The sequence below is a fragment of the Psychrobacillus sp. genome, from assembly GCF_032154225.1.
Lineage (GTDB): Bacteria > Bacillota > Bacilli > Bacillales_A > Planococcaceae > Psychrobacillus.
Genome location: NZ_JALDYF010000002.1, coordinates 74,052 through 94,072, shown reverse-complemented (window position 1 = coordinate 94,072; position 20,021 = coordinate 74,052). Strand labels below are relative to the sequence as shown.

Annotated in this window: 16 protein-coding genes; 1 reads left to right on the top strand and 15 read right to left on the bottom strand. The window is 36.3% G+C overall.

The annotated features are described in order from the left end of the window. Window positions 1-55: 55 nt before the first annotated feature. From hflC to citZ, 8 genes are all read right to left on the bottom strand, one after another. Window positions 56-1,027, bottom strand: coding sequence for a protease modulator HflC (gene hflC / locus RUH95_RS04300; protein ID WP_313891603.1), 972 nt, complete (start codon window positions 1,025-1,027; stop codon window positions 56-58). Then, entirely contained in the window at window positions 1,027-2,016 is a 990-nt protein-coding gene (hflK, locus tag RUH95_RS04295; protein ID WP_313891602.1) for an FtsH protease activity modulator HflK, read from the bottom strand. Before hflK ends, hflC begins: the two co-directional genes overlap by 1 nt. A gap of 782 nt (window positions 2,017-2,798) precedes the next feature. Beyond that, window positions 2,799-4,013: a carboxylate--amine ligase gene (locus RUH95_RS04290; protein WP_313891601.1), complete on the bottom strand. Its 1,215-nt coding sequence runs from the start codon at window positions 4,011-4,013 to the stop codon at window positions 2,799-2,801. Between the two features lie 11 nt (window positions 4,014-4,024). Beyond that, window positions 4,025-5,560, bottom strand: coding sequence for a two-component system histidine kinase PnpS (pnpS, locus tag RUH95_RS04285; RefSeq protein ID WP_313891600.1), 1,536 nt, complete (start codon window positions 5,558-5,560; stop codon window positions 4,025-4,027). Then, window positions 5,557-6,261, bottom strand: coding sequence for a response regulator transcription factor (locus RUH95_RS04280; protein ID WP_313891599.1), 705 nt, complete (start codon window positions 6,259-6,261; stop codon window positions 5,557-5,559). Before RUH95_RS04280 ends, pnpS begins: the two co-directional genes overlap by 4 nt. 74 nt (window positions 6,262-6,335) lie before the next feature. Then, window positions 6,336-6,785, bottom strand: coding sequence for a MaoC/PaaZ C-terminal domain-containing protein (locus RUH95_RS04275; protein WP_313891598.1), 450 nt, complete (start codon window positions 6,783-6,785; stop codon window positions 6,336-6,338). A gap of 90 nt (window positions 6,786-6,875) precedes the next feature. Further along, window positions 6,876-8,144, bottom strand: coding sequence for an NADP-dependent isocitrate dehydrogenase (gene icd / locus RUH95_RS04270; RefSeq protein WP_313891597.1), 1,269 nt, complete (start codon window positions 8,142-8,144; stop codon window positions 6,876-6,878). A 79-nt stretch (window positions 8,145-8,223) separates the two neighbouring features. Then, on the bottom strand, window positions 8,224-9,339 hold the full coding sequence (gene citZ / locus RUH95_RS04265) for a citrate synthase (protein ID WP_313891596.1): 1,116 nt from the start codon (window positions 9,337-9,339) through the stop codon (window positions 8,224-8,226). A gap of 229 nt (window positions 9,340-9,568) precedes the next feature. Between citZ and RUH95_RS04260 the strand changes: the two genes are divergently transcribed. Continuing rightward, complete coding sequence (locus tag RUH95_RS04260) at window positions 9,569-10,498, top strand: AI-2E family transporter (protein WP_313891595.1); 930 nt, start codon at window positions 9,569-9,571, stop codon at window positions 10,496-10,498. Here RUH95_RS04260 and RUH95_RS04255 read toward each other — a convergent pair. From RUH95_RS04255 to dnaE, 7 genes are all read right to left on the bottom strand, one after another. Next, complete coding sequence (locus RUH95_RS04255) at window positions 10,491-10,874, bottom strand: FxsA family protein (protein ID WP_313891594.1); 384 nt, start codon at window positions 10,872-10,874, stop codon at window positions 10,491-10,493. The genes RUH95_RS04260 and RUH95_RS04255 overlap by 8 nt on opposite strands. Window positions 10,875-10,936: 62 nt before the next feature. After that, on the bottom strand, window positions 10,937-12,697 hold the full coding sequence (gene pyk / locus RUH95_RS04250; protein WP_313891593.1) for a pyruvate kinase: 1,761 nt from the start codon (window positions 12,695-12,697) through the stop codon (window positions 10,937-10,939). A gap of 229 nt (window positions 12,698-12,926) precedes the next feature. Next, complete coding sequence (gene pfkA, locus RUH95_RS04245; RefSeq protein ID WP_313891592.1) at window positions 12,927-13,886, bottom strand: 6-phosphofructokinase; 960 nt, start codon at window positions 13,884-13,886, stop codon at window positions 12,927-12,929. Between the two features lie 477 nt (window positions 13,887-14,363). After that, the gene (gene accA, locus RUH95_RS04240; protein WP_313891591.1) at window positions 14,364-15,317 is read right to left on the bottom strand and encodes an acetyl-CoA carboxylase carboxyl transferase subunit alpha; all 954 of its coding nucleotides are present in this window, start codon (window positions 15,315-15,317) and stop codon (window positions 14,364-14,366) included. After that, window positions 15,311-16,183, bottom strand: coding sequence for an acetyl-CoA carboxylase, carboxyltransferase subunit beta (gene accD / locus RUH95_RS04235; RefSeq protein WP_313891590.1), 873 nt, complete (start codon window positions 16,181-16,183; stop codon window positions 15,311-15,313). Before accD ends, accA begins: the two co-directional genes overlap by 7 nt. Further along, window positions 16,164-16,826, bottom strand: a complete 663-nt coding sequence (locus RUH95_RS04230; protein ID WP_313891589.1) for a FadR/GntR family transcriptional regulator — start codon at window positions 16,824-16,826, stop codon at window positions 16,164-16,166. Before RUH95_RS04230 ends, accD begins: the two co-directional genes overlap by 20 nt. 128 nt (window positions 16,827-16,954) lie before the next feature. Beyond that, a complete protein-coding gene (gene dnaE / locus RUH95_RS04225) occupies window positions 16,955-20,017 on the bottom strand; it encodes a DNA polymerase III subunit alpha (RefSeq protein WP_313891588.1) in 3,063 nt (1,020 codons plus the stop codon). Window positions 20,018-20,021 lie beyond the last annotated feature (4 nt).

The window sequence follows — 20,021 nt, the reverse complement described above, 5'->3', positions numbered from 1 at the left end:
CCATTTCCTCTATCTTACCATGATGGCAGATACAAAGGAAAATGGCGGCTCTTAATTATTCTAGATAACCAGAAAGCAACTTAGCATATGGAGAATTCGATGGAATAATGATCATCGTATCTTCTCCAATTGTTTTTTTGTATGATTCAAGCGTTCGGTAAAGCGAATAAAACTCTGGATCTTTGGAGAACGATTGGTTATAAATTCTCGCCGCCTCTGCTTCACCTTCCGCTTCAATAATAGAAGCTTCTTTTTTAGCAGTTGCAAGCATTTCTCTTACTTCTCGATCCGTTTCTGCTTCTATTCTCCTCTTATCTGCATCTCCTGTAGACAAGAACTTTTGCGCAATACTTTGTCTTTCCGAAATCATTTCATTGTAGACCGATTGTTCGTTTTCTTCTGGCAAATCTGTACGCTTAATGCGAACGTCTACAACTTCAACTCCGTAATTATCCTTTTTCAGTAGTTCATTCACATGTTTTGTTACTTGATCATTTAAGCTACCACGCGAGGAATTTTCATCATTAATTATTTCATTGTAGTCTAATTGACCAAGCTCTGAACGAACAACCGAATAAATAAATTCCTCCATACGAGAGCCAGCATTAACTAAACTCCCTGCGCTTGAAATCATTTCTTTCGCATTGACCACTCGCCAAACTGCATAATTATCAATAATAATACGGCGTTTATCTCTTGTATTAATTTCTGCCTCTGATAATTTATAGTTCATTTGATATTTAGGGACAGTAGTAACACTTTGAACAAATGGAATTTTTATATGCAATCCAGGTGTTTCTTTTACATCTTTTATTTCTCCAAATTGACGAATGACCTTGAATTCGCCTTCTTTCACAACATAAACATTAGCTAGTGCGATGACAAACACTACAAAGGCAACTAATATACCAACAAAAGATTTAAAATACTTTTTATAATCTACAGGTACTTTCTCTTTTTTAGGCTTTTTCGAAGCTGTTTTATTATTTTCTTCTAAATTAGAAAAAGGGTTATTGTTATCCGTCATTACTTACCACTCCCTTCTTCTGTTTTTGTTTCCGTATCTGTCGTTGTAGGAGGAGTCGCTTGTTTATTTTGATCCATTGCTTGAAGTGGCAAATATTTCATCGTCCCGCCTTCATCATTCATAATATAAATTTGCGCACCTGGTAAAACTGCATCAAGTGTTTCCATAATAAGCCGCTGTTTCGTAATCTCTTTATTGTTTTGATATTCCGCATAAAGCTTATCAAATAATGCAATATCTCCTTTTGCTTGTTCAATACGAGAGGTTTTTAAACCAGTAGCATTGGAAATAATCGCATCTTTTTCACCAATTGCTTCACTCATTTTTTGGTTTTCATATTTCCTCGCTTGGTTCACTTTCGTATTTTTTGTTTCTTCCGCATCAGTAACCGCCATAAATGCAGAACGAACTTCAGCATTTGGAAGCTCTACATCTTGTAATTTAACCGTAAGAACTGAAATCCCTATATCATATTTCTCGATTAATGAAGAAAGTAAATCTAGTGTATCTGCTTCAATTTGCGCTTTTCCAGAAGTCAAAGCATCGTCAATTTTGGAATTCCCAATAACCGAACGGATGGAAGCAGACGTCGCATCATGTAGCATTTCTTGAGGGTTTTCCGAATAAAACAAATATGCCTTAGGTTCTGTAATTTTCCATTGAACAACTAAATCCGTAAGTACAATATTATCGTCACCCGTAATCATTTTTGTATCTTTGTCAAAAGAATCAATTTCTCCATCTGCGGTTTGTTTGAATCCAAATCGCAAACTAAATGTTTCTTTTGATAATTTTTCCACTTTTTGAATCGGCCAAGGCATTTTAAATTTCAAACCCGATTCCGTAATTGGGTCACCCGCTTTCCCAAATGTTATAACTATTGCTTGTTCTGATTCGTCAACTGTGTACCATGATGTAAAAACTGCCGATAATAAAATAATTCCGATTATCGCAACTGCTAGAATAGATATTAATCTTTTTGCACTCATGCCACCGCCCCTTTCTATGTATATATCTTTCTACGTGTTAACAAGTTAATAAGTTTCAAAGTATTCAATAAAACCTTAAACATCTTTTACAGACTTTACATATAGCGCGTCTTAGTGGATAGCCACTATACCTTCGCGCTTGCCGCACCTTGCATGAGCCAACTTGTGCTGCCCCCAAGTGGGTCTCATACTTCGGCTCATGCGGCCCGACGCGCTATGGCATAAAGTATTTCGCTGTTTAAATAGGTTATTAATCATGGCAACTGATCTATAGAATGGAAGGAAAAATTTACAATTTATACTTGTTAAACAATTTAGCTTCTCATTTGCGGCTTTGCTTATTTAGTTAGAATTTTAAAACACTTAGTTGGACAATCATTCATTCGTTCGCTTTTCTAAGAAATAGCGCTTCCATTCTAAATACGTAGCATTCTTTTTTGCGACGAGTAACCGCAGGAGCAAACTCCATTGGATTGGAGCGAAAGGGATGCGACTACGGTGGGATTAAGCGGGACAGGTGAGACCCCGCAGTGGAGCGCGAACGACCGTGGAGGCTCACTGCCCACCCCATGGAAAGCGTCCTCCCTGTAGCGCAAATCCCAGCGGCCGAAAACACTAAGACGCATTCTGTCTAAAAAGCGAACGGAATCTGTCTTTATTTTTTTCTTCAAAACAAAAAAAGCTAGCAAGTGCTAGCTTTTTTATGAATCATTTGGAAAAGGGGTCTAATTAAATATAACAAACAATTGTAAACCTACTATGAATTCTTTGTAAATATTCCCTTACCAATTATTATTTTTATACTTCTTATAATAATTAAACTGACGAGCAAGCAAATACAACTTGCGCTTAAAATGAGTATCCTTCTTATAAAAAAGTGGATTTCCCCATTTGCCTTCATGCAAAAGCTGACGAACCTCTTTTTGAATCTCCACATTCTCCACAAACTTCTTCAATACAATCTTAGGAACAACCGTAAACAAATAATGTTCATTTAACAAAGTAAGTGGTTTTTCTTTCTTATAAATCACATCATCTACAAAATATCTCGCCATATTATGACCAAGTGCCGTCGTATAATAACTTGAACGTCCTTGTCGAATATTCACTTCGAACACTTTATATTTGCCATCACGTTCATCGTATTTTAAATCGAAATTAGCAAACCCAACATAGCCAACTGCTTCTAAAAATCCTTGCAGTTTTTTCATCATTTCTTCATCATATCTCGTAATTAGTGCAGTATAATTCCCTATTGCTGTCACCGTATGCTCTTGTAGCACAACTTGTGCATACGTACCCAACTGCGCTTTCCCATTAGAACTCATATAAAATACAGAATCCCACATATACGTGTCGTCACCAGGAATATAATCTTGGATGATTAAATCTTCCTCGTAGCCGCTAGCATTCACTTTACTGATAACATCATTTAATTGTTCTTGATTCTCTACTCGGTACACTTTTTGTTGGCCCGCGAATTTATTTTTATAATATTCCACACCGTTACTCGGTTTAATAATTAATGGGTATAAAACATCTTCTGTGAAAGCAGCCTTTTTCTCACATGAATAATAATACGTTTTAGGAGCATCAATGCCATGTTCTTCACAAAGTTTATAAAAATTAGACTTTACGAGAAGATTATTCATAAGATCTTCCGACATATAGTTAAAAACATACATTTCCTTTAATGCTTCTGCATGTTCGATTATTAAACGAACATAAAAATCATTCGTTCCTATTAATAATAGCTGCTTACCCTCTACACTATACTTTTTAGCAACTTCAGTCAAAACAGCCACAAAAGCATTTTTATCCCATAGATTAGAATGGATTTCAATATGCTCAATAATCGTGCTCAGCTTTGTAAAAGACATTGCTTCTTTTCCTACTAAAATTGGTTTAATATTGTATTCCTCGTGAAACGAAATCGCCATATTATAGGCATTTATATCAGTCCCAATAATAATTGGGATAAAAGGTTGGTTATTCATATAATCCTCCGTTAACTTTTTGCAATTGGAATAGATACTGTAAATATTGTACCTTTCCCTACTTCACTTTCTACCTTTATTAATCCGTGATGCGCTTCCACAAGATGCTTTACAATTGCCAGACCAAGACCTGTGCCTCCTGAATTTCTGCTTCTTGCTCGATCTACCCGATAAAACCGTTCAAATATCCGATCAATTTCATGGCCACTTATGCCAATTCCTTCATCTTGAATTTGAAACACACCGTATTTTTTATTTTGAAAAATACGTATATGAATGGTTGTATTTTCGGGTGAATACGTTAGTGCATTAGTCAATAAATTCATCATAATTTGTATAAGACGATTCATATCGCCAAGAACAATAACTTGATCATCGACTGTTTTTTCAATGGCCATATTTTTTCCTTCAACTAAATGGGAAGTCATTTCTATTCCACGATGTAAAACTTCACTTAACTTCACTTCATTTAATGCAACTTCAAAGCCTATCTGCTCCACTTTTGATAAATCTAATAAATCATTTATTAGCATCTGCATCCGATTGCTTTCCTTATACATTATTTCTAAAAAGGAAAGAAGTGTTTCTTCGTTTTTATATGCACCATACAATAATGTTTCTGAGAAGCCTTTAATAGAAGTAATGGGCGTTTTTAATTCATGCGAAACATTCGCAACAAAGTCTTTGCGAACTTGCTCTAATTTTTTTAGTTCTGTTATATCGTGCATCACGACAACAATACCGAGCCATCTCCCATGCTCTCCTATTACAGGTGCACCATATGCATCCATGTAATAAGTATGTAAATTTCTATGGAGTTCCATTTGCTCACGACTTAAAGATTCCGTTAAAAACAAGCGATCGATAAATTTTTCAAGTTCCTCTGATAGTCCAAGTTCTCGAAATGGTTGCCCTTCCACTTGTTTTGCCATTATTTGCAACTGCTCTAAAAACGATCGGTTCACGATAGTTACAATACCATTTCGATCAATCATTATTAAAGCACTGCCCATATTTTCAATTAATGTTTTTAATCTCTCTTTTTCATTTTCACGCATAACCGAAATATCATGTAAATTTCTCGCTAGAATATTAATCGAATTACTTAACTTCGACATGCCGGAAAATTCATCTTCAAATGCTCTAATTCGATAGTTTCCTCGAGCAAGCTCCATCGCTGTTTCGGTCAAATGTTCGACTGGCTGCGCATACTTTTTAAATATATTCGACCCTATAAAAAAAGCGACTAAAAAAGTGATGAGCATTAAAGCAAATAAAAATAACCAAATAGACCATTGACCGGTTGTTGCATCTAAGCCTTGAAGATTGTCATTTAACTGTTGCGTAATAGCATGCTGCTGTTGTTCTGTAAGTTCCGTTGTAAATAAGTATTCCTCTACCATTTCAACCTGTGAACGCATAACTTCATCCGTTTCACGCTCTACAAAAATAGGGAAAGTCTGGCCAAGAACAATACCTAATCCAACTAATATTAAACTGATTAGTATAGAATACGTTCTAAGAATTCTAGATTGAAACGATTTCATACATGCTTTGGCTCCTCAAATTTGTAACCAAGACCACGTATTGTTTTTATAAATATTGGTTTTCTACTATTTTCTTCAATTTTATCTCGCAAATGGCTTATATGTACATCTACAATTCTTGTATCACCGGCAAAATCATAATTCCATACAGCACTTAACAACTGATCTCGCGTTAATACTCTATTTTTGTTTTCAATTAAATACACGAGTAATTCAAACTCTTTTGGCGTAAACTCAATCACTTCATTATTTAATAACACTTCGAATCTATCTGGGTGTACTTCAAGAGATCCAAAACTATATGATTTTGGCTGATCCTTTTGTGCTTCCGATGACATATCGGAACGCCTTATCATCGCTTTTACACGAGCAGTAACTTCTCTTGGACTAAACGGCTTTGTCATATAATCATCTGCACCTAACTCAAGGCCAAGCACTTTATCGAATTCCTCATCTTTTGCTGTAAGCATAATAATAGGAGTCGGAATTTTTTTAATGCGAAGCTCTTTGCACACTTCCATTCCATCCATATGAGGTAGCATCCAATCTAATAAAATAACATCCGGATTTTCATTTAGTGCTAAACTTAACCCTTCCAAACCATCATTAGCTGTAATAACTTCAAACCCAGCTTCTTCTAGATTGTATTTCAATAATGTTACGATTGAGCTTTCATCATCTACAACTAATACTTTTTTCATCTTTTTCGCCTCCAAGTTGATTTGAAACCCCCATTCCAAATCACCCTAATAGTAATCCATCCATTACCTTCTGATTATCTATTTTCTAGGAGTGGTGGTGTGACATGAAATATGCCATCCACTATTATTTGGTTATCTTCATTTTTTGCTGCAACATGAATTACTACTTCATTGGAATGTACGTGAATCTCTTTTACTTCGAAAATAAATTCAATAACAGAATAATGATAAGCAGGTATCGGGAAAGATAAAGTTTGTTTCATTAAATACGAACCTGGACCAGGTAAATGCTTAGATATTGCGGAAGTAATAATACCCGTTAACATAATAGGCGGAACAATTGGCTTTTCATATACTGTTTTCGATGCAAAGTCATGCTGGATATATATAGGATTATTATCGTTTGTTAAACCTAAATAAAGAAGTAAATCTTTATCTTCGATTTTTTCCGTAATCATTAATTTTTCACCTACAGACAAATTTTCAATTGTTCTACCTACTTTACGTGTTTTGCCTAGTATCAATACTTCATCCCCCTATTCACGAACTACTTCTATCTTATCAATAAGTACAAAAAAAATCGAGCAGGTTTCACCCTGCTCGATTAATAATATTTACATGTTTTTGATTAATTCGTCAGCGAACTCTGAACATTTCACTTCAGTAGCTCCGTCCATTAGACGAGCAAAGTCATATGTTACTACTTTAGAAGCAATAGATTTCTCCATTGAATCCATGATTAGTTTCGCAGCTTCGTTCCAACCAAGGTGTTCAAGCATTAATACACCTGAAAGGATTACTGAAGATGGGTTAACTTTGTCTAATCCAGCATATTTAGGAGCTGTACCGTGAGTAGCTTCAAAAATAGCATGTCCAGTTACATAGTTAATGTTTGCTCCAGGAGCGATACCAATACCACCAACTTGTGCAGCTAGTGCATCAGAAATATAATCTCCGTTTAAGTTCATTGTAGCAACTACATCGAACTCTTTTGGACGAGTTAAGATTTGTTGTAAGAAGATATCAGCGATAGAATCTTTTACTAAGATTTTACCTTCTGCTAATGCATCAGCTTGTGCTTTATCAGCAGCTTCTGTACCTTGCTCTTCTTTAATCTTGTCATATTGGTTCCAAGTGAATGTTTTATCACCGAATTCTTGTTCAGCTACTTCGTAACCCCAAGTTTTGAAAGCTCCTTCAGTGAACTTCATGATGTTTCCTTTATGAACAAGTGTTAAAGATTCGCGACCTTCTTTAATAATATAGTTAAGAGCAGCACGTACTAAACGTTTTGTTCCTTCTTCAGAAATTGGCTTAATACCGATACCAGAAGTTTCAGGGAAGCGGATGTTTTTAACTGCAAATTCTTTTTGTAAGAATTCGATTAATTTTTTCGCTTCGTCTGTACCTTTTGCATATTCAATACCTGCATAAATATCTTCTGTGTTTTCACGGAAGATTACCATGTCAGTATCTTCTGGACGTTTAACTGGTGATGGAACACCTGTGAAATAACGAACTGGACGTAGGCAAGTATACAGGTCAAGTTCTTGACGTAGAGCTACGTTTAAAGAACGGATACCTCCACCGATTGGTGTAGTAAGTGGACCTTTAATAGCAATCAAATACTCATCGATTACGTCAAGAGTTTCTTGTGGTAACCATTCGCCAGTTTTGTCGAATGCTTTTTGTCCTGCAAGAACTTCTTTCCATTCTATTTTCTTTTCGCCGTTATAAGCTTTTTCTACTGATGCTTCTAATACGCGTGATGCTGCAGCCCAGATATCTGGACCAGTTCCGTCACCTTCGATGAAAGGAATTACAGCTGTATTTGGTACGTTAAGTACACCATTTTCTACAGTAATTTTACCAACGTTTGTCATTTATATTTCCTCCAATTATCATAATCATAGGGCCATAAGCACAAATATGCTTCAGCCCTAATCTATTTAATGTTTATATTTAGCGCTCTTCGATTGGAATATATTTTTGCATACCAGGTCCAATATATTCTGCACGAGGACGGATTAAACGATTATCTGAATATTGTTCTAAAATATGCGCTGTCCAACCAGACATACGTGACACAGCAAAGATTGGTGTAAATAGATCGTGATCGATATTTAATGAATGATAAACAGAAGCTGAATAGAAATCTACGTTTGGTGGTAAATTCTTTTGACCAGTAACGATTTCTGCAATTCGAACGGACATATCATACAATTTAGACTCTCCACGAAGAGTTGTAAGTTTTTGAGACATTTCACGTAAATGTTTCGCACGTGGATCACCTTTACTATAAACACGATGACCGAAGCCCATAATTTTCACTTTATTTGCAAGTTTTTCGTTAATGTATGCATCCACATTATCAAGTGAACCAATTTCAGTTAACATTTTCATTACTTGCTCGTTTGCACCACCATGAAGTGGTCCTTTTAATGCTCCAATTGCTGCTACAACACCAGAATAAATATCTGAAAGTGTTGCTACACAAACGCGTGCAGTAAATGTAGACGCGTTTAGCTCATGGTCTGCATGAAGTACTAACGCTTTATCAAATGCTTCAATTTCGATTGCTTCTGGCATTTCTCCATATAGCATGTACAAGAAGTTTGCAGCATATCCTAAATCTGTTTTAGGAGCAACTGGTTCTAATCCTTTACGTACACGAGAGAAAGCAGTTACTAATGTAGAAACTTTTGCTTGTAGTTGAATTGCTTTTAAGTAGTTCGCTTCGTTGGACATATCTTCTGCAGCGTCATCATATAATCCTAGCATAGAGATAGCTGTTCTAAGAGCTGTCATTGGATGTACTTTTGTAATTGGATATGTTTTGAAATGGTTTAATACTTCTTGAGGGACAGACATATTGTCAGCCAGTTGTTGTTTTAACACTGCTAACTCATCTGCTTTTGGAAGGCGTTTGTGCCAAAGTAAGTAGACTACCTCTTCAAAAGTTGCATTATTCGCTAAATCGTCAATATCATAGCCTACATATGTAAGTGTGTCATCAATAATAGAACTGATGGCAGACTGTGTAGCTACGATTCCTTCTAAACCACGAGTTGCTGTCATTTCTAAATCTCCCCTTTATCAGAAAAACGCTCTTCTACAATGCTAGTAGATGAAAGTTTACTCTGCATATAATATGTATCATTTGTGCGTACTTTCTCATTATAATCAATTTTGGCGATTTTGTGAATGATTACGCAATAATTATTTTAAAAAAGTTTTATTTTACTTGCATCTTTGCATAGAATGGGTGAATGTTATCGGTCATATAAAAACGAAAAAAGAACTATTAATGCAGTGGGTACCCGTTGTTATAATCATCTTTCTAGCATTTATTGCTTACCCCCTATCCCTAGCTATTATTAGCGCATATTTTTTATTTCCCATAACTAATTTTTTTTACAAAAAAATAAAAATGCCACTTTTTCTTAGTGTCGTTTTTACAGAAATTGTTGTTATTTCATTTTTTTTATTCTTTTTATTTTTTCTAGTACAAACACTTATGGAGCTTATTCCAGTTATTCATGAGCATATTATTTTGTTGCCAGTAGGAGAGCTTCAAAAACATCCGATTTTCCTTTTATTCGAAGGAGAATTTCAAAAAATATTAAGTTTATTAATGAGTGACGCTTTAGTTTACCTAACTCATTTGCCTTCTTATTTTTTTGAGCTACTACTTTTTTCGATTGGATTATTTTTTTCATTGCATGAATCGATGAAAGATCGTGTGTGGTTTCTTGTTTATTTCCCCAAAAATGCACGAATTGCTTGCCAAAAAGGATTATTCAAAATAACAGAGGTCATCAATAAATTCATTTCCGTAGAGCTAAAATTATTTTTTTTAACATTTTTTCTTTTATCCATTGGACTTATGATACTAGGATTCGAACAACCTATTAAATACGCTCTTCTCATTTCTCTAGTTGATAGCATTCCTTTTTTAGGGACGGGAATTATTTTAATCCCACTTAGCATTTATTTTTTCCTATTAGATGAATTGACAGTAGGAATTATTATTTTACTATTGTATATTTTCATCCAATTAAGCAGACATATTGTAGAATCCATGCTTTGGTCATCCTCTATGCAAATAAAGGCTGTCCACATCTTTTTTCTAAGCGCGGCAGCCATTTTAATATTTGGTTTTATCGGCATATTATTTAGTCCTTTTATTTATTTATTAGCAAATAAATGGACCGACTTTACGAAGCCTTCTACATAACGATTAAGTTACCGTTTTTCATCTTTTTGCGAATCCATCTATAAATAAGCGGTTTAAATAATTTTCTCGTAGGGCTAAATAACAGAAGAAACCCTAAAACATCTGATACAAACCCAGGCAAAATTACTAATATCGAGCCAACAAACACACATATTCCATCGATTGCAGATTCCGCTGGGGCGATCGAGTTTTTAAGATCCTCTGAAACTTGGCGAAATGCTTTCAATCCTTGGCGTTTAGCAAAATAAGCACCTAAAACTCCAGTTGCTAAAATGAGTAAAAATGTGCTTCCTGCTCCAATCATTTTTCCAGATAAAAGCAATATATACAGCTCAATTGCTGGAATAACAATAAAAAATCCAATCAACCATTTCACGCAAACACCTCCATATACTAATTGCCCCACCAAATATTGGTGAGGCAATTTTTTAATTACTCTTAAATTATTTTAGCATGACCATGATAAATTACGCCACTTTCAGCATCTATCGTTAGTTCTTGACCATTTTTAATAAGCTTGGTTGCATTGCTTACACCAACAATAACAGGAATACCTAAGCTCAATCCTACAACTGCTGCATGGCTAGTTAGCCCGCCTTCTTCCGTAATTAGCCCTTTGCATTTTTCAATCGCAGGAATCATATCACGATCAGAACCAACTGTTACAATAATGCAATCTGTTGTATCTTGTGCAAGAACTTCTTTCGCATTTTGTACAACTACTGCTCTACCGAAAGCCGTTTGTTTGCCAATCCCTTGACCTTTTGAAACAATGTCGCCGATTACATGAACTTTCATCAAGTTAGTCGTACCTGCTTCACCAACTGGAACACCAGCCGTAATGACAACTAAATCTCCGTGAGTTACATATTGATGAAGAATGCTTTCTTCTACAGCGATTTCTAATACTTCATCCGTTGAAAATGCTTTTTTCCCGACGATTGGATACACGCCCCACACAAGTGTTAACTTTCTTGATGGTTGGTCAGAAGACGTAACAGCAATAATTGGCACACCAGGTCTGAATTTTGAAATCATTTTAGCAGTATGACCACTTTCTGTTGGTGCAATAACCGCTTTTACTTTTAAGTTAATCGCTGTATGTGCTACCGCTTGTCCAATAGCATCTGTTAAATTAACTTCTCTAGATTTACTTAATTTCGTTACAATTGAACGATAGTCCACTGCATCTTCTGTCGTTTTTGCAATTTTATCCATTGTTTGAACAGCTTCAACTGGATATAATCCAGCAGCTGTTTCTCCAGAAAGCATGATTGCATCTGTACCATCTAAAATAGCATTCGCTACATCGCTTGCTTCCGCACGTGTAGGTCTAGGATAACGTTGCATAGAGTCTAACATTTGAGTAGCTGTAATGACAGGTTTACCTGCAAAATTACATTTTCGGATAAGACTCTTCTGTACTAATGGAACTTCTTCCGATGGAATTTCAACGCCAAGGTCGCCCCTTGCCACCATTAAACCATCCGACACTTGGATAATTTCATCGATATTATCCACGCCTTCTTGGTTTTCAATTTTAGGGATAATTTGAATATGAGCGCCATTATTTTTTTCTAATAGTTCACGAATTTCAAGTACATCTTTTGCTCTTCGCACAAAAGATGCTGCGATGAAATCAACACCTTGTTCAATACCAAACAAAATATCTTTCGCATCTTTTTCTGTTATTCCAGGTAGTTGCACCGAAACACCCGGTACATTTACACCTTTATTATTTTTCAATGTTCCTGCATTTTGAACGAATGTCGTTAAAGTTCCTTCGCTCACATTGATGCTAGTAACGATTAATTCGATTAATCCATCATCTAGTAAAATAACGGAGCCTACATGTACGTCTTCAATTAATTTGTCGTATGAAATAGAAAAACGTTTGTCGTTTCCTACTACTTCCGTCATAGAAATTTCGATCGTTTGACCAGCTACTAGGTCAATCGCATCGTTTTCCATTTTATGTGTACGAATTTCAGGTCCTTTTGTATCTAGCAAAATCCCTACAATTTTCCCTGCTTTGTTCGCTACTTCTCGTATTGTTTGAATTCTTGCAGCATGCTCTTCATGACTGCCATGTGAAAAGTTTAATCGAGCAACGTTCATCCCTGCATTAATAAGGCTTTGTAACATTTCTGCTGATTCACTTGCTGGTCCTATTGTACAAACTATTTTAGTTTTTCTCATTTTCTTACCCCTTCTTTTTAAAAGAAATTCTCATTCTGATCAATCACGCCTCGGCGTGATTGCGTCGGGATTTTGAATGGAGCTTGCTCCATCCACTCCTTTCAAAATCCCTGACATCCGCCGGAGGCTTAACTTGAATCAGCAGAGAGTTTGAACTCTCTCTCATTTAAATTTTTTTCTGGTATTTATCCCACGACTTATAGAAATGGGGGACTTCTGCTGAATCAAGTTAAATCGATAATTCTTTCGAAAGTTGATACATTTTCGAATCAAACACTTCACTCTTTTTAAATGCTTCGTTCATATCATAGTCTACCACTTGATGATTCTGTATGCCAACCGCTCGTCCACCGTTTCCTGCTAATAATACTTCTACAGCTCTTGCACCAAACATACTTGCAAGTACACGATCTCGCCCGGTCGGTGATCCACCTCGTTGAATATGCCCTAAAACAGATACTTTGGTTTCAATATTTGCACGCTCAAATAATTGTTCGGCAAATGCTGTCCCACTCATAACACCTTCAGCAACTACAATTATACTATGCTTTTTACCTCGGGTAGTACCGCTTTTTAGACGTTCTACTACTTCATCAATATTATTTTCAACTTCAGGAATAATAATTGTTTCTGCTCCACCTGCAACACCTGCCCACAATGCAAGATCCCCTGCATCTCTTCCCATCACTTCAATGATGAATGTGCGATCATGCGATGTTGCGGTATCTCTAATTTTATCGATGCAATCAATGACTGTATTTAAAGCTGTATCAAAACCTAGTGTATAATCTGTTCCTGGAATATCATTATCGATTGTTCCTGGAATACCGACACAGGGGAAACCACTTTCCGTTAATGTCATCGAACCTCTGTAAGAACCATCTCCACCAATTACAACTAATGCTTCGATTCCATTTGCCTTTAGTTGTTCAATCGCTTTTTGGCGACCTTCTTCCGTTCTAAATTCAGGGCATCTTGCCGAATAAAGCTTCGTTCCGCCTCTTTGTATAATGTCCCCAACTGATCCAAGTGTTAAAACTTCCATGTTTCCTTCAATTAACCCTTGATAACCATGAAAAATCCCCATTACTTCTAGTCCTTCGTAAATTGCTTTCCTGACAACTGCACGAATTGCAGCATTCATACCTGGGGCGTCTCCACCACTTGTTAATACACCTATACGTTTCACAATTACCCCTCCATCTATCTATGTATTTAATAGACTTAGTTTATCACGAATTATCAGATAAGAAAATCAGACAAAAGGATGCCAAATTCTTTTGAGATAAGAATATATTACGACTACAGTTTCAAGCTCACTACGGGCTTCCCATTAGTCTATACGATAAACGGGGAAATTTTAAGCTTGTTGAAAGAGGCTACGCCTCTTTCAACAAGCTTTTTCGTCGGTCATCATATGGCAAATGTTCGCCTTTCGCTCGCTAGAAACTTCCGTGCCTAGTAGTGGTAATAGGAGAAGCAAGTCGCTTTCTATACTCTTTGATGGCCGCCAAAGATACAATTTTGGCGGCTCTTTGTAATCTCTTTTGCGACGAGTAACTGCAGGAGCATATGTTGTCTTTGCAGCGACGAGGAGACTTAGAAGCCGCACCCCACGGAAAGCGCCCGCTTGTAACGAAATCCACTTCATTCCATACTTACTTTCTTACTCGATAAACTCTCCAATAGCTCTAAACTTATCGTATCGGTCCGCAATAAGCTCGTCTTCCGATAGTTTACTCAATGTTTGAAGCGAGCGAAGAAGCGTTTCTTTCATATATGATGCCTGTGCTTGTAAATCTCTATGCGCCCCACCGTACACTTCCTTAATCACTTCATCAATAATATTCATCTTCTTTAAATCAGGCGCAGTAATTTTCATCGCTTCCGCCGCTTGCTTTGACAAAGAAGAATCTTTCCATAAAATAGTTGCTGCTCCTTCAGGTGAAATAACCGAATAAGTAGAGTTTTCAAGCATATGAATATGATTACTCACACCTAATCCAAGCGCGCCTCCACTTCCACCTTCTCCAATTACTACACTAATAACTGGCACTTTCAAGCCTGCCATCTCAACTAAGTTTCTAGCAATTGCTTCACTTTGACCACGTTCTTCTGCCGCTTTACCTGGATACGCACCTTTTGTATCGATAAAACAAATGATTGGTCGATTAAACTTCTCAGCCTGCTTCATCAAACGAAGTGCTTTTCGATATCCTTCTGGATGTGGCATACCGAAATTGCGTTTAATATTTTCTTTCGTATCAAGCCCACGTTGATGCCCAATAATCGTAATCGGATTTCCTTCTAATAAGGCAATTCCTCCAATAATTGCAGCATCGTCACCATATAAACGATCTCCGTGCAGCTCGATAAAATTTGTACATAATAATTGAATATAGTCCTTTGTAGTAGGACGATTTGGATGGCGTGCTACTTGCACACGATCCCAAGGCTGCATATTTTCATAAATTTCTTGCTCTAGCTTTTTTAGTCTATCTTCTAAATTTGAAATTTCTACGGTCATATCTACTTCTGCTTTTGTCGTATACTCTTTCAACTCTTCAATTTTACTTTTCAGTTGAACAACTGGCTCCTCAAAAGGTAATGTTTTTACCATGTTGTTACCTCCTTGCGTTCATGCATCTTCACTAAAGAAGAAACGGTTTCTTTCATATCTTTTCGTTCAATCACTGCGTCTAATTGACCGTGATCCAATAGAAACTCTGCTGTTTGAAAATCCTTAGGAAGCTTTTCTCTAACCGTCTGTTCAATAACTCTTCGACCAGCAAAACCTATTAATGCTTTTGGTTCTGCAAGGTTAATATCTCCAACGGAAGCAAAACTTGCAGATACGCCACCAGTCGTTGGATGTGTCAAAATAGAAATATATAAGAGGCCGTTGTCACTATGTCTTCTTAATGCAACACTTGTTTTAGCCATTTGCATTAAAGAAAGAACCCCTTCTTGCATTCTCGCTCCACCACTAGCCGTGAAAATAATGAAAGGCACTTGCAGTTCCGTTGCTTTTTCAACTGCTCGAGTAATTTTCTCTCCAACTACAGAGCCCATCGACCCCATTCTAAAATGAGAGTCCATGATAGCAACGACTACTTTTTGTTCATCTATTTCTCCAGTACCAGTTAATACAGCCTCGTTTAAGCCTGTTTTTTTTGCATCTGATTTTATCTTTTCCGAATAGCTTGGAAAATTTAATGGATTATCTGTTTGCAAATGATCATCCATTGACTCAAAAGTATTCTCATCTAAAAATATTTCTACGCGCTCATAAGCAGTCATTTTCATATGATGATCGCAAGAAGGACATACTTTTAAATTTTTCATCAAATCTTTTGTAAATACATTTTTTCTGCACTCTGGGCATTTCATCATTATTCCTTCTGGTACATCATTTTTTGCTTTTTCAGTCGGAATTGTTGCGTACTTTTTATTTTTATTATTTTTTCTAAATAGATCTCGAACCATTTTTTTCTCTCCTGTCCATTAAGAAAAGCCATTCATGATAAAGTGATATAGATAATTGCTCTTTTCCATTTTGTAAGCTGTTTAATAGTTGCATCCAAATCGTTTTTTCTTCTACATTCATTTCACTCTGGTACGGTTCTCCTGCAAATTGCTTTAACAAAAACCATACTTTTAAAGAAAGTCGATTGCCAGATATAATAATAATTTCACGAATAATGTCCTCACGAATGACAGGCTCTTGTTGTAATTTTACGAGGAACGCTTCCCAAATAAAATGTTTTTGATGTTGTTCAGATTGACAAATAGTGCGAATCGCTTCTTTTTCCAAGGTTTCCCTCGTTAAGTGAACATCTTCTTTAGATTTCGATTCCTGTAGTATAAATGTAGATAATAATTCCACTAATTGATGTTTACGAAAATCCGAAAGAAAAGTTCCCTCTCCTCTTCTTGTTTCGATCAATCCAAGTAACTCTAAGCTTCTGAGTGCTTCTCTCACCGTTGACCTACCTACTTGAAGTCGTTCGGCTAATTCGCGTTCGGATGGTAATTTTTCACCTACTCGAACACCTTCATCCTGAATAAGCTGTCTCAATTGCTTTACTATTTCCAAAAACATCTTGCTTGAACTCTTTTGTGGGTTCATTCCATCATCACTCTTCCATTAATTACAAAGTGGTCTGACCACTCAATGTTACTAGCATACAAAATATTTAATAAAACGTAAAGAAAAAACTGCACAAAAAAATGTACAGTTTTTCCACTCGATCTTATTTAACAGTTTAAAACGATTTTCCCGATTATTTGGGTTCTTCCGTTTCTACGCTCTGATTTTCCTTCTACACGAACGATGGAGTGCTCTTCCAGCATCCCTTCAAACTTCGCATAATCTTCCGGAAACAATGTAACCGACACATTCCCTGTCTCATCTTGCAAAGTGACAAATGCCATCATTTCACCTTTTTTCGTGCGAATTCGTTTTATTTCTTCTATTAATCCAATAATTTTTACTTTCGCTTCCTTTAATGATTGTTGAATATCCCATATACGATCTATTTTATCTGAGCTATTTTTTTTCATCGAAACTGTAGGATGCTCTGAAAAATATTGACCAAGCACTTCTTTTTCGAATTGGAGCTTCATCATCAACGGTAAAGTTTCCATGTGAATATATTTGGATTTCCCAAATGAAGAAATACTTCCATTAAATAAGTCCGATTCTTCCGTAGGGCTCACTAGCTCTGCGTATTTTACCGCTGCATCCAATGTCGCAAGAAGCGTGGAGCGTTCCACATTAAATTCATCTAATGCTCCTGCTTTTATAAGTGGCTCTACATTTTTTCGAGTAAAGTGAATCGCCGTTAAATCGGAAGCAAGTTCAAAAATATCGCTCCACTTAGCTGATCCGTTGCTCCGTAATTGCATTAGCTTCTGAATAAAAGAATGAGAAACACCTTTCACCGCTTGCAAACCGAATCTAACCCCACCATTTTCTACAGAAAAATAAGCATAACTTTTATGGACGGATGGTGGCAAAATAGCCATTCCTTTTTGTTTCATTTCCATTAAAAATTGATTTACTTTATCTTGGTTTCCTGCAGATGTAGTTAATAATGCACAGTAAAATTGTGTTGGAAAATGTGCTTTCAAATAAGCCATTTGGTACGAAATAATACTATATGCAACGGCATGACTTTTCGGAAATCCATAATCAGCAAAACGGACGATTAAATCATATACGGAAGATGCAGCTTCATCAGTATGTCCATGGTGAATTGCTTTTTGCACAAAATGAGTTCTCTCTTTTTGCAAAACTTCTCTATTTTTTTTACTTACTGCCCTGCGAAGTAAATCCGCTTCTCCAAAAGTAAATCCTGCCATCTGTGAAGCAATTTGCATTATTTGTTCTTGGTATACGATAATTCCATACGTTTCTTTTAAAATAGGCTCCAACACTGGATGCTCATACGTAACTGCTTGCTGTCCATGCTTTCGACTTGCATACAAAGGTATACTATCCATCGGACCTGGTCTATAAAGGGCATTTACAGCGACAATATCTTCAAATTTCGTTGGTTTTATTTGCTTTAAAGCGTTGCGCATTCCAGGTGATTCTAGCTGGAAAACACCCGTTGTATCGCCGTTTTGTAATAATCGAAAAGTCCGCTCATCATGTAATGGTATTGCATCCAAAGCGATGCTCGTTGTTTGACTGTATTGAATGAATTTTAAAATACGCTCAATAATTGTTAAGTTTCTTAGTCCAAGAAAGTCCATTTTTAATAAGCCAATTTGTTCTACTTCTTTCATCGGCCATTGCGTTAAGAACAAATCGTCATGCCCAACTTGAATGGGCACTAAATCTACTAATGGAACTGGAGAAAGTACGACTCCAGCAGCATGTGTTGATGCATTTCTTGGTAGTCCTTCTAATGCTAGCGCTACCTGGAACCATTTCTTTCTAACTTCTTCGGTTTGAATGAACTCCCGCAATTTTTGAGATTGTTCATACGCTTCTTTTAATGAAATTCCTGGCTTGGATGGTATAAACGAAGAAATCGCTTCTAGTGTGGAAGATTCAAAACCAAACACTCTCGCAACTTCGCGTGCAACTGCTTTAGCAGACAATGTACCGAATGTAATGATTTGCGAGACATGGTTTTTCCCATACTTTTCGGCGACATACTGAATTACTTCCATTCTTCGTGAATCAGCAAAATCAATGTCTATATCTGGCAATGAAATACGTTCAGGATTTAAAAATCGTTCAAATAAAAGGCCATAAACTAACGGATCTACATCGGTTATAAAAAGGGAATATGCAACGAGGGAACTCGCCGAAGATCCTCGACCAGGTCCGGTTAATATGTGGGATTGCTTTGCAAACTTCATAAAATCTTGCACGATTAAAAAATAATCTTCATAATTCATTTCATTAATAATTTGAAGCTCATAATTTAAACGTTTTTTATATGCTTCTGTAACAGAAGATACACGTTTTTTTAAGCCATCTTCGCAAAGTTCTCTCAAATAACCCTTCGATAATCTCGATTCTGCTAACGGAAACTTCGGCATATGATGTGCTCTATTTTCGAAAGAAAGCTGACATCTTTCTAACATTTCGGCTGTATTTTCAAGCCATACGGGAACATCCGAAAAAATTTTCTGCCACTCTTCTTCATTTCGTATATGAAGAGATTCATCAGATGGCTTTAAGCGATTAAAATCAGCCATTTTGAGCGATTGATCCATTGCATTTAGCACTTCAAAAGCAAAAGCGTCTTCCTTTTCTATATATCTACTCATATGAAAAACAGAAATCGGTATGGATAAGTTGTATGCGATTTCCATTATTTCCTGTTCCATCGCTTGTTTTACACCATTTGGGCGTTCCATTCCAATATACAAATGGGAGCTCCCAAATACTTCTTGCAGCTCAACTAATGCTTCTTTCGAAACATTTTGATCGGCTTTACATAGAGCAATTACGCCGTTTTTATACGCTTGTAGCCACTTTTTAGGAAGCTCATCTAATTCTTTTATTTCTAAGCCACTTGATATTTTAACAATATTTTCATAGCCATTATTATTTTTCGCATAGACAATTAAAGAAACGATTTCATTATCAAGCTGCACTTTAATGGATAGTCCAATAACTGGATGAATATCATTTTTTTGTAGTTCATGCCAAAAAGGCAACACGCCATACAATCTACTGTTTGTAATAGCCGCTGCCTTTGCATGATTATTTTTCAGCTTTTGGATTAACTGCTCCAATTGAATTGTACTTTTCAGCATATCCGCTGATGTGACAATTTGTGGATATACCGTTTTCATATAC